This window comes from Paenibacillus psychroresistens, from assembly GCF_009728935.1.
Classification (GTDB): Bacteria; Bacillota; Bacilli; order Paenibacillales; family NBRC-103111; genus Paenibacillus_AC; species Paenibacillus_AC psychroresistens.
In genome coordinates this window covers 4,583,274-4,595,582 of record NZ_CP034235.1, presented here as the reverse complement: position 1 = coordinate 4,595,582, position 12,309 = coordinate 4,583,274, and the positions used below count along the sequence as shown (strand labels likewise).

Genomic DNA, 12,309 nt, shown 5'->3' with positions numbered 1-12,309 from the left:
TAAACCTATTTAACAAACTGTGTTGTGGTTCACAAAATCGAAAACATGAATCAATTTAACATGATTTGAGAAGGTAAAATGTTTACTGCTGTCGAATACTTTTTGCAGGAGGTGTTACACGCAATGTCTGATTGGAAAAATGAAATTAAAAGTAGATTTGATGCCTATATTGCAAGGCAAGAAGAGATTAATGAGGTTTTGAAGGAATTATTAAAATCGCTGGAGGTCCATCCTTATAATTTTGCTACAAGCATGGTTTTCAATGATGGAGAAGAGCGGTCTTGGACGATCTCGATTGCAAATAAAGAAGTTTTGATTACAGAAAAAGAAATTACAAACTCTCAATTAAGTTATACAGAGGATCTAAACAGCACGGAACCCTTGGAAGAAAAAGGGGATCTAAGTGAATCCATAATTGAAGTGTTTCTCAAAAAATTTAAATGGACCATCGCGAAATAAGCACCTTAACCGGTGTTTATTTCATTTAGTGAGTTGTCATATAACCAGTTACAACGATAGATATTAAGACGGTTAACATAATTGCCATAAGCCCAAAAATGGTTAACAAATCCCCGGTTTCATTGTCCTCTGTTTTCATATGAATCACCTCTGTTTAATAAAATAACTTCCTCGTTAATTAGAATATACCTGAGGAAAAGGTCTGAGGCAGTGATAAATATCACTTTTGAAAATACTAATGTACAAGTGTTGGTCAATTAGACCAGCACTTTTTTTGCCCTCCACCCACATTCAGCAAACATTCAGCTAACGCTCAAATTCATCTCAGCTAAGCGCTCCATAATAAGCCTATTGAATCAAACGAGCATAAGGAGAAATGCTCGTATAGACAATCGACATTATTAGGAGGCAATTGTATGAGATGGCTAAAGAGTAAAATGATTTTGTTGATTGTAGTGGTATTGGCACTTTCAGGAGGCAGCTACTATTATTTTATGAAAGATAATACGGCTAAAAGCGCAACAACTGCAACGGAAACGACAGTAGCAGTGACGAAGGGTGAAATTAAATCCTCCGTATCAGGTACTTCACAATTCGAGGCAAAGAATATGCAGACGATTGCAGCAACCTCGGATGGAACAATTAAAACGATGAATTTGACGCGTAACCTGGCTGTTAAGAAGGGAGATTTGCTTTTTGAAATTACGAATCCCGATTATGATCTTCAGCTACAGAAGGCTAATCTGACTTTAACTCAACTGCAGAAGGATTACTCGGATCTAGCTCAGCAGCAAGCTAATTTGAACACAAAAGCCCCTATTTCCGGTCGGGTGACTTATGCGAACAATATTGAGGTAGCCTCACAGGTTCAGAAAACAACGAAAATTGCTACGATCTCCGATCCTTCCACATTGACGACTACTTTGCCTTTTCTATTAGAGGATGCTGTTCAGCTTAAGTTAGGAGACTCCATAGATTTAACGATTGAAGGCTATATGTTAAGTAAAACAGGCACGATTGCTAAGATCGCAAAGACACCAAGAGCTAACGCAACTGGAGCGAAAATAATCGATATGGAGATCAGCATTACGAATGATAATACATTAGATGCAGGTCTTAAGGTAACAGGCAGTGTAGTTTTAGCAGGAAATACTAGCGTCTCTCAAGAGCAAGGGATTCTGGCATATATTAAAACTTCAACGGTCCTAGCGAATACGTCAGGAACTATCCAAGAGCTTGCTTTTAAAACGGGAGATAGCGTCAATCAAGGCGATATTATCAATTCGGTTGCAAGTGAAAGCTTAAGTGACGATATGTTAATGAAAAAAGAAGCCATTGCCCAGCAAATGGTTAGTGTGAGTGATATGAAGGATAAAATCAAAACATTGAAGGTGGTAGCACCGTTTGATGGCGTGTTTTCAACTGATTTTGTTAATCAGAAAACGAATGTTTTGAGCAGCTATCCGGTGGGTGCAACAATAATCAATGCGACTCAATTCGGCGCTGTTTCCAGTCTTGACAGCATGCAGCTATCGCTCCAGGTGGATGAGCTGGACTTGCCCAACATTAAAGATAAGATGCAAGCTAACGTGAAGGTAGATTCGATTACTAATAAAACGTTCACTGGCGAGGTCAATCAAATTTCAACGGTAGGAACAACTACCAATGGAGTCACGTTCTATACGGTGGTATTATCCGTTCCCAATACAGACTCGCTTCTAAAATACGGCATGACCGCAACAGCAGAAATTCTCATTCAGGATAAAAAAGACATTCTTATGGTTCCTATTGAAGCCCTGCAGTCCAAGCAAGGGAAACGTTATGTCACAGTTAAAAATGCGGCTGGAGTCAATGAGTCCAAGGAAGTGACCATCGGGATTCGCAGTAAAACGATGGTTGAAATTACAGATGGTATAAAAGAAGGAGATAAAGTTGTTACGACGGCCACACGAGCTCGAGGCCAAACCTTAACACAAACCGAAATTGACGCTCTAAGAAAGCAATTCCAAGGCACAAATGGTGCTGGCGGAGGAGCGGGTGGAGCGGGCGGAGCAGGCGGTACAACAGGTGGCGGCGGCTTTGGAGGCGGAGGCGGTGACTTCGGGGGAGCACCTCCAGCGAGAGATTAATGAAGGAACAAAGAGAGGTGAGAACCAGATGGATATGATTCGACTGGAAGAAATTACGAAGATTTATCACCGCGGCGCAGAGGAATTGCAAATTCTCAAAAGCATCTCACTAAACGTAGCTATCGGCGACTTTGTTGCTATCGTTGGTCCAAGCGGTTCGGGTAAATCAACTTTAATGAATATGATTGGTTTGCTCGATGCACCAACTACGGGTAAATATACCTTGGATCAGGTTTCAACGGAAAAGCTTTCGGATAACGAGCTAGCTACTTTGCGTAATCAGAAGATTGGCTTTATTTTTCAACAGTTTAATTTGCTTCCGCGGCTGACAGCGATTGAAAACGTCGAGCTGCCCATGATTTATGCAGGAATTGGGAGTAAGGCGAGAAGAGCGAAAGCATTAGATATGCTCCAGCTTCTGGGAATGGCTGAACGTGGCCATCATAAACCAAGCGAGCTGTCCGGAGGCCAACAGCAGCGTGTTGCCATCGCTCGTGCGCTTGCCTTATCGCCTTCCTTGCTGTTGGCAGATGAACCAACTGGAGCCTTGGATTCGAAAACAGGCGAGGAAGTATTGGAGCTTATCCTCAAGCTGAATGCCCAAGGCAACACGATTGTTTTAATTACTCATGATTCGCATATTGCCGAGCATGCTAATCGCGTCGTTACCCTAAGGGATGGAGAGATCCTCACAGATGTGCGTAAAGTACCGTTGCGTGCTGAACTGCAAATGGGGGTTGTGGTATGAAGATAATTGAGCTAATTTTCATGGCGTTGCGGACAGTTGTAGCTAATCCGATGCGTACGATGTTAACGATGCTTGGCGTCATTATTGGGGTAGGCTCTGTTGTAACCTTGGTGGCGCTCGGGAATGGGACTTCGCAACAAATAGCCAAACAATATGAGGATTTAGGCACCAATTTACTTGTTGTTAGTGCGAATGGAAGCGGGCGCGGAACCTCATTGGATTATGATGAGCTCATGAAATTTGAAGGCTTTCCTGAGTTTTCAACAATAGCGCCAACTGTAACCCAAGCGAATACGAATCTTAAATATGATCGCACCCAAGCCAGCTATTCTTTAATCGGCACTAATGATCGCTATATGGAAATTACGAAATCAACGATCGCCAAAGGACGTTTCCTTTCCGAAGTGGATTTGGAATTCCGTAATAATGTAGTTGTGCTGGGAAGTGAGGTAGCGAAGAAGTTTTTTGGCTTACTTGATCCTGTTGGCGAAGAATTGAATGTTAATGGTGTAGTTTTTACGGTAATAGGAGTGTTGAACGCCAAGGGCTCTAATCTAACAGGAACCTCTGTCGATAGTACCGTAATTGTCCCGCTTGAAACGGCTAGACGAGCATTTAAGCTTGGTTTCATCCGCACTACATATATAGAAGCTCCAACCAAGGAAGACATTTATAAAGCCCAGGAAACGATGACTTCTTATTTAACTTACAAGTTTAAAAGCACTACGGCATTTACTTTAACAAATCAGGATGAACTGCTAACTGCAAAAACAGCAGCAACGAGTACTTTAACCAATCAGCTGGTTGCCGTAGCCTGTATTTCACTTTTAGTAGGTGGCATTGGGATTATGAACATCATGATGGTGACGGTAAGTGAACGTACAAGGGAAATTGGCATTCGAAAATCAATTGGTGCCAAACGACGAAATATTTTATTCCAATTTCTTGTGGAAGCTACGGTTATAAGCGGCCTTGGCGGGTTGATTGGTTTATTGGTTGGAATCGGATTTGCTCTAGCGTGGCCGCACTTCTCCCCATCCCAAACAACCAGTATCTCTTTGGATATAAGTGTTTATGCTTTTATATTCTCTGTATTAGTTGGGATTGTATTTGGCTTATATCCGGCTAATAAAGCTTCGCGATTACGGCCGATTGATGCTTTACGATTTGATTAAAATATAAAAAATATAAGTTTCACATTATACTGATCTTATATTTCCGGACAAACCCACCGTTTTCATTCTGAAATACGGCGTAACCGTTTATCCTTGATAGCTTAAACCATTGGAGGTTGATTCAATTGAAATATGCCCACATTCAGAAAAGCTTAATTAGAAAATTTACTTTATTGGCCTCAGCACTCCTCTTAATTGCAGCATCCATTTTGACAACTGGTGTAGAGGCAGCCAAACAAGGCGTTTACGCGAATGCTTCGGTTTATTTTACCCTGGATAATGCCTTATTGACCGCTGGCACAACAACTCAAACATTAAGCTTTACGCTAAATTTGATCAACCAAAGCTCAGCAGCTGTGGATTTAAATCAATATGGCATCCGTGTGATGGATAAGGCAGGTAATAAGTATTCTGCGCAGCTGATTGAGAAAGCTTCGGCTCGTGTCCTGACGAAGCAAACACAAGGCTATAAATATACCGCGCAGGTTCCTAGTAACATGACCATCGGACAATTCAGCATTAATATTTTCGCATGGGATGATACCTCAGCAACCTATATGCGTAATCTAGGCAGCTTAGATGCATCGGAGGCAACCACGACTAAGGTGGCGAGCAGTACCACAAAGGCAATAATTAATTTAGCAAACGTAAATGCAGCCTTGCCGGCTAGCTCCTCCGCCTCTTTTGAATTAGTCAGAAGCTACAAGGTGCTTAAGAATAACATTTGGTATTTATATTCAGATTTTCTAATCGAGAATTTAAGTGCCAAAGCTATTCAATTACCGGCTAATTTGCTTTTTAATTTACGAGATGCTGCAGCACAGACGACCCCAATTTCCATCCTATCTGGGGCAAATCAAACGATTCAGTCCAAGCAGCTTGGAGTGCTAACGACACAAGTATCTCTAGCTGCGGTGGATACGACGGGTAAGCTGAGCTTAGAGCTGACGAAAAAATCAGTCTCATCGACAACAATAACAACAAGCTTATTGGCCAGTTTATCCGTTGACGATTCTTATATTAATTCACAAGTAGGCAGCAGTTTGCTCTATATTACGAAAACGACGACTCAAGCATCGAGCATGGTCGCTAATCGAACGGAGTATACCTACTTGCCTTACAGCAATGAAATTGCGGTAGATTATACCTTGAAAAACGAAGGACTAACGTCACTGACTCTACCTAAGCTTTCCGCAAAATATCAAGTAGGAGACGCAACAATAGATACTCCTGCAGTAGATGCAGAAGTACATCCGTTGACTTTAGCTGCTGGAGAAAGCGAAACGTATCATTTTACAGCTAATTTTCCCAAAGCTACTGATACAAGTACCATTGAGCTTGTTGTTATGGAGAAGGCTCAGTCGGGTACAATTAAACCAATCAATCTTGTCCATTTACCAGCAAGCTATTCACTCCTCGCAGATTCTGGCTTTTCCGAAACAACCGGTTTGGATATGAAAGATTTTGATGCTTCATTAAGTAAGTATTCGATGTTCTCTTTTCAGGTGATTCGCAGCTACAATACAACGGTGGATGGCAAAGCCTTGATCAATATCGATGTCATTGCTAAGAATCAGAATGCCAGCACTTTAAAGCTGCCAACAGCATTAGCTTTCACCTTACTGGATAGCGCCAATCTGACTTATCCGACTACAGTATTAAGAGGAGGTGGTCAATTGATCCTGCCGCATCAGAGCAGTGAGTTTACTCTACAAGCCGCTATTGGTGTTGAAGATAAGAGCAAGCTCTACAGCTTACAGCTGGTTAAAAAAGCAGCAGCAAGCAATTCAAATCCAGCAGCTGCTGTTGACACAACAAGCACCTCAACAACAGCCGCGGATAAAGTATTGGATACATTAGATTTAACGAGCTCATTCGCCAATACTAAATCCAATAGCTCTGTAGCTACAACGATCGGCAAGCTTGCTGTATCGCTTAAATCAGCTTATAGACTGGCTAGTAATGGCTCAAACGATGTGCTAGTTAGTGAATTGGAAATCCAAAACGTGGATACCAAGACGATAACTCTGCCAAGCCCCATGGATACATCCCTTTATGGAGGATATATGCTCGGTGATCTTGATGCACAGGGCAAGGTTATCCAAATTCAAAGCTCGCCTTACTTATATCCTAACCAGAAAACCACCATTTACATTTATGCGAAAATCCCATATACCTCAGCTATAGTAGATGGTTATATTTACTTAGGTGACGGTACATGGAATAGCCAAGCTCAGACATGGTCTGCAACCCATGAATGGACGGAAATCCCTTATACGGCGAGCACATCTGTTATAAGCTCGGCTAACTTGAATATTCCCTGGACCTTAGATACGCCTGGAAGAGCTTCAATCGCTGAAGTAGTGGACAGCCAAATCTACGATATTAACAATCAGAAAATGCTGGCTGTTCGGATTCTACAAACCAATAAAGAAGCCCGTAATGGTAGTATAGTGCCTTACACAGGATATTTATCAGGTGTGGATGGCTCGGTTCTTCCATTAAAAACAACAGATGATTCAGCTAATACAACGGCATTAAGCAAGGAAGGTTTAGCGTTAACGACATTATGGACACTATTACCGACTGGACTTGCTGCGGATAATCAACAGTTTATTTTTGGGCAGAAAATCAATGCAGATGCCTTTGCTTCTCCACAGCAATATGCCTTTACACCCAGCACGCTTGTAAGTGGGGGGGCGTTGAATAGTGTAGCAGTATACCCGTATACGATATCGGCGCAGAATCCGGAGCTAACTCTTGTATCCAACTCTGGAGTCGCCGGTTATGAGTTCAGCTTTGATTACACGATCGCTAAAGCACTTAGCGCAGCTGGAACGGCCACAAATCGCAGCTTGGTCTATAAATTAACCGATGATAATGGCGTAGAAGTTAAATCATGGGAGGAAGCATTAGAAGGAACAGCGGCTTGGGTGACAGGGAAACAGACATTAACTTTTACTTACTCAGATGTCACAGACCCATTAACCTTTGCGCAATCCCCTAAGCATCTCAAAGTTTATGAGAAATTTGAGGGCGGAACCCGTTTGCTAGGTTCGATTTCTACTGACTTTTAAAGCGATATTCATGCAATATAAACTCCAAACAAGTAAATTTTTCGTGAAAATAGTCGAAATATGACATGTAAAAATTGACTAACTATATAATTGAAGCTATCCTTAAGTCAAGAAGTGGCTTTTTGGATAGCTTCTATATATGGTTAGAAAGACTTATAAATGATTTTTTACTAATGATATATAGTAGAGTTACCGAAAAATATAAGAGAAGGTTAAATACATAATTTATTTTGCAGAGGAGTTACAAGAATGAATGCATTAAAAAAGATCAATCTTTCATTAGTGCTGCTAATTACATTATCATCTGGAATTGTTGAAAGTCATATATCAGCTGCGGATACCACTGTAAAGGCGGATGCTGCGGTTTTTTCCGATGCCAAAAGTCATTGGGCCAAAGCTACCATAGCATGGGCAACAGAGAAGAAAATTGTTAACGGCTACCCAGATGGAACCTTTAAACCGGATCTAAAGGTAAAAGAAGCTGAATTCCTTACTATGTTTGCTAACGCATTTGGCTTCGATGCACAGTCTAGTAAATTGGCATGGCCAGAACCTACCTATAATTACTTGAGTGAGTTCAACTTTCCTATTAAAGGGGCAATAGATAAAAACCTCAGAACTGCCTATATAAACCGTCTACAGGTTGCTGAAATCATTACAGGCGCTAACGGAGTTAATTTTACTGGGAATAATGCTATTCAATATATTTTAGGCAAAAAGCTTTCGAATGGTAAAGTAAGCCCGACTATTAGCGGCTATATGGGGACAGATAATTTAACTCGTGCAGAGGCAGTTACCTTCATTAAGAATTTATTAGATCAAGGGATGTCGAAGCTATTGCCGCGTCCTCAGGAAGCTTCAGCTGCTAGCTTGCTGCCAGCATTACCGTTTGATCCGACAAATTTACCACCAGCGATTGCCACTGCTTATACCAAATTACAAGCAATAATTAAAAATTACCCCGGATTTAATGTGACAGCAACAGCGGATCACATCGGGATAGCCAAGGATGGCAATAAGTTCGATTCAGTAATCTTTAAACCAGCTAATATTAAGGGACAGGTTTCGATTACACAATTGTTTGGCGACGGCAGCAGTACGAGTATCTCGTTAGCGGTAGAGCTGCTCAAAGCACAAGGTCTCGAAATTAAAGAGGATTTTGCAGCAAAAGTTAAAAGCGCGATGAACATAGGGGAGAAAGCAACAGTCACGGTTGGGAAAATAGAAATTCTTATTGCACCTTCCCCTGATGTGAAGGATAACGTAGAGTTCTGGTATGCGATTAATTAATAATTAGGAGAGTGAAATACAACATGATTAAACGATTGTTTTTGCAAAAATCAATGCTAATAGGACTTATTCTTTTACTTTTACCAATGGGTTGGAGCGGGAAGGCATTTGCTGCCGAAACGTTCTCGCGAATGGTATTATCCACGAATGAAGTAAGTCTTGAGGTTGGAGATAGCTATGAATTAACGGCAACTGCCATCTATGTCAGCAGTAAAACAGAAGATGTAACTTTGCTGACGGATTGGACGACTCAGGATTCATCGATAGCCACCGTTTACAACGGAATTATTACTGCAAAAGCTAAGGGGAATATTATTATTACAGCCAAATATCTAGGAACATCCGTTAGTGTTAGTTTAGCGGTCGATAAAAAGGTTCGCAGTCTTACAAAAAATAAAACAAGTGTCTCCATGAGAGTCGGTAATATTGAACAAATTACTTTAATGGCGACTTATACAGATAACACGGTTTCTAATGTTACTTATCAGGTTGATCAATGGATATCTAGCAATGATTCAGTTGCTAATGTTGTAGATGGTAAAATCACAGCGCTTAATTCTGGGAGCACCATAATTACAGCGAAGTACGGCACCCAAACCGTTTCCATTCCTGTAGATGTGGATAAGGTTCTTCGACTTAATCTGGAGAATAACACCGTATCTTTAACAAATTTAACGCTTAAAGTAGGTGCTCATAAGCAAATACAGGTTATGGCACTATTCGATAATGGTGACTACGAAGATATTAGCAACAAAGCTACATGGATCTCAGATTCGGACAGCATTGCTTATGCTTACAAAGGATTAATAACGGCTTATAATTCAGGAGAAGTAACTGTAACTGCCTCATATGGAGGGAAGTCTGCTAAAATCGTCGTCGATGTTGATGTAACGAAACGTTTAGTTGCAGATCCTTTAGAAGCTTTCATGCATGTTAAGGCTACTAAATCAATTGCACTTAGTGCTTTCTATGCAGATGGGTCAAGTGAAGTGGTCACTACTAAGGCTAAATGGGAATCCAATAATGATAATGTAGCCACGGTATCCAATGGTGTTGTTACTGCATTCTCTAATGGTAACGCCTCTATCTCAGCAACTTATGGAGGTAAAACAACTACGATTGCGATTGATGTTGATGTGGCACGCAAGTTGATTTTAGATAATACAACCATGCAGCTAAGTGTAAATGGGAACAAAACGGCGATTCTAAAAGCAACCTATGCAGACGGAACTGTAGAGGACGTAACGGATCGTGCTACATGGTCATCTGATAATGAAGCAGTTGCAATTGTATCCAAAGGTAAAGTTAGTGCTATCAAATCTGGGCAAGCTGTGATTAATGCTCAATTTGGTAATAATACGGCTAAGCTAGTTGTTGATGTTGATGTTGCCAAAAGCTTATCGTTAAACAAAACAAATGTATCCTTACGAAAAGGAGCAACAGAGCCTTTAGTTCTAACAGCTACTCTTTCAGATGGAATCTCGAAGCCAGTAACGGATCAAGCTACTTGGACGTCAGACAATGATGCTATTGCTTATGTGACGAACGGAATTGTTACCGCAGTTAGCAGTGGACAAGCAGTGATAACAGCCAAATATGGCGAAAGTACAGCAACGGTCACGATACAGGTTGAAATTCCAACTCGCTTGGAAGTAAACCAAACCGATCTTTTCATGAAAGTAGCAGATTCACAGCAGTTGAGTTTAAATGGTTATTTTACCGGCAGCAGTGAACCAGTTGACATAACGACTCAAGCCATATGGACAACAAGCAATGAAGAGATTGCCAGTGTTTCCGAAGGTCTTGTTACGGGAATTGCAATGGGGCAAGCGACTTTAGTTGGGAAATATGGTGGGAAGTCAGTTTCCATTACTGTGGATGTGGCTACGCCAAGAAGACTTATTGTAGATAAATCAAGCATTGAGATGCGGGCTAACGAGGAAGTACAAACGGTTGTTACAGCTACTTATGCTTCGGGGGAAACCTATGATGTAACAGAGATAGCGGAATGGACAACGGATAATGCAGATATTGCTTCCGTTATTAAAGGAAATATTACAGCCTATAAAGTAGGCCACGCAACAATTTCTGCTGTATATGGCGGGAAAAAAGTAACGATTTCGGTAAATATTGATCAAGCTACTGTTCTAACGGCTAATAAACAAACACTACAGCTGCAATCAGGTGCTTCCGAGCAGGTCACAATTACAGCAACCTATTCAGATGGATCTTCAGAAGATATTACGGATAGAGCTGTATGGAAATCCAATTCAACTGCGATTGCAGATGTAAAAGGCGGCTTAATTACTGCAGTGGATAAAGGCGAGACGAAGATAACCGCTAGTTATGGCGATCGTACAGTTACTATCTCTGTAATGATCGGAGTGGTTGCCTCTCTGGAGTTTACCAGTCCATCCGTTTTTACAATGAAGGAAGGGGATAGTGCACCGGTATCCTTGCAAGCCAATTTTAAGGATGAAACCTCAAAGGATGTCACAGACGAAGCTGTTTGGACCTCATCCAGTGATAAGATTGCTAAAGTGAGCAATGGGGTTTTAAAAGCTTTTAGCAGTGGGAAAGCGACCATAACCGTTAAATATAGTGGATTAATAGAAACACTTACGGTGGAGGTTGATTTAGCAGTTAAATTATCAATTGATCTGAAGCAAGTGGTAATGGAGAAGAATTCTTCCGTCCAGCTTGTTCTAACTGCTACACATAACGATCGCACCAGTGAAATTGTCACTCAAGCAGCAATTTGGAAATCAAGCTCAGAGAAAGTTGCCGATGTATTGGATGGAGTGGTTACTAGCTATGGAAATGGTAAAGCAACCATTACTGCAACCTACGGTGGTAAATCAGTGACTGTTCCAGTTGAAGTAAATGTAGCTACTAAAATTTATCTCAGCAAAAAAGAAGTCTCCATTAAGTCAGGAACTCAACAATTATTAGTTCTGACAGCTGTTTACTCAGATGGTACTGAGAAGGATATTACCACAGAGGCAGAATGGACCACATCATCTTTTAAAGTAGCAGATGTTGTAAAAGGGAACATTATAGCTAGCTCTTATGGTAAAACCTCAATCACAGCCAAATATAGCGGGAAAACAGCTTCAGTGAAAGTTACTGTAGATGAGCTCAAATATTTAAAAATCACCGAAAAGAATGTAACAATGAGTATTAATAGCACGAAGCAGGTGCATGCTGTAGCCACATTTAAAGACAATACAGACGAAGATGTTTCTGTTGAAGGACTATGGTCCAGCTCTAATGATTCGATTGCTGATGTCAAGGATGGCGTGATCACAGCCTACGGAAAAGGCAAAGCCAGAATCACCTGTAAATTCGCTGGTAAAACAGTATACTTGCAGATCGTGGTAAGTTAATTTAGTACAAGCATAAAAAAGAGGCCTTCTAGAGTCGAGTGATGA

General features: G+C 41.0%; 7 protein-coding genes. All 7 read left to right on the top strand.

Annotation, left to right across the window (positions count from 1 at the left end; all coding sequences use genetic code 11):
* Nucleotides 1-123 precede the first annotated feature (123 nt).
* The 7 genes from EHS13_RS21125 (at nt 124) to EHS13_RS21095 (ending at nt 12,264) form a co-directional block, all read left to right on the top strand.
* The gene (locus EHS13_RS21125) at nt 124-459 is read left to right on the top strand and encodes a hypothetical protein (RefSeq protein ID WP_155702290.1); all 336 of its coding nucleotides are present in this window, start codon (nt 124-126) and stop codon (nt 457-459) included.
* Nucleotides 460-875: 416 nt separating this feature from the next.
* Entirely contained in the window at nt 876-2,588 is a 1,713-nt protein-coding gene (locus tag EHS13_RS21120) for an efflux RND transporter periplasmic adaptor subunit (RefSeq protein WP_155702289.1), read from the top strand.
* A 28-nt stretch (nt 2,589-2,616) separates the two neighbouring features.
* Nucleotides 2,617-3,336, top strand: coding sequence for an ABC transporter ATP-binding protein (locus tag EHS13_RS21115; protein WP_155705458.1), 720 nt, complete (start codon nt 2,617-2,619; stop codon nt 3,334-3,336).
* A complete protein-coding gene (locus EHS13_RS21110) occupies nt 3,333-4,511 on the top strand; it encodes an ABC transporter permease (RefSeq protein WP_155702288.1) in 1,179 nt (392 codons plus the stop codon). Before EHS13_RS21115 ends, EHS13_RS21110 begins: the two co-directional genes overlap by 4 nt.
* 125 nt (nt 4,512-4,636) lie before the next feature.
* The gene (locus tag EHS13_RS21105) at nt 4,637-7,588 is read left to right on the top strand and encodes a hypothetical protein (protein ID WP_155702287.1); all 2,952 of its coding nucleotides are present in this window, start codon (nt 4,637-4,639) and stop codon (nt 7,586-7,588) included.
* Between the two features lie 249 nt (nt 7,589-7,837).
* A complete protein-coding gene (locus EHS13_RS21100) occupies nt 7,838-8,878 on the top strand; it encodes an S-layer homology domain-containing protein (protein ID WP_155702286.1) in 1,041 nt (346 codons plus the stop codon).
* A gap of 23 nt (nt 8,879-8,901) precedes the next feature.
* Nucleotides 8,902-12,264, top strand: coding sequence for an Ig-like domain-containing protein (locus EHS13_RS21095; RefSeq protein WP_155702285.1), 3,363 nt, complete (start codon nt 8,902-8,904; stop codon nt 12,262-12,264).
* The last annotated feature ends 45 nt before the right edge of the window (nt 12,265-12,309 follow it).